General features: G+C 64.6%; 1 pseudogene. It reads left to right on the top strand.

Features of this window, described 5'->3' with window-relative positions:
• Nucleotides 1-118 precede the first annotated feature (118 nt).
• Nucleotides 119-604, top strand: a pseudogene (locus CSC66_RS17260) (hypothetical protein); the annotation flags it as partial.

Below are 604 nucleotides of genomic sequence, written 5' to 3'. Positions count from 1 at the left end.
GTGCAAGTCTATTACAGATGACACTACGTACGACAATTGAATCAATCAGGTCGGCACCCCCGACAACCTAGCCGACCACTCGGAAATCACCGGGCCCGAGGTCCTCTAGCAGATGCCCGTGCGCCGCGCGCGCATAGTGTTCGGCTGCGGCAGTTTTTTTGTCGACAACGCGGAACTGCGGCAGGGTTACCTCGCACAGATGATGGACGAGGTGCGCCACACCAACCAGGAAGCCCACCTGATCCGGTATCTGGCCAAGCACGCGCGCGATCCCGAGGGCTTCGACCGCGGCTTCAAGATCCGCGGGCAGAACATGATCACGCGCGCCGCGCGACCGGCGCTCGACGCCTTCTTCGCCAGCGATCCCATCGAGGGCGCGATCAATCTGCAGGTCGTCGCCGAGACCGCGTACACCAACCCGATCTTCGTGACGCTCACCGAGGTCGCGGCTGCCAACGGCGACGAAGCCACGCCCACCACGTTCCTCAGCGTGCAGTCCGACGAAGCGCGCCACATGGCCAACGGCTACGCCACGCTCGCCGCGATCGCCTCGGTGCCGGACAACCTGCCGCGGCTGCAGCGCGACTTCGACAACGCGTTCTGG

It is taken from the genome of Pseudoxanthomonas kaohsiungensis, assembly GCF_010211765.1.
In the GTDB taxonomy this organism is placed as follows: Bacteria; Pseudomonadota; Gammaproteobacteria; order Xanthomonadales; family Xanthomonadaceae; genus Pseudoxanthomonas; species Pseudoxanthomonas kaohsiungensis.
This window is presented reverse-complemented; position numbering and strand designations above follow the sequence as displayed.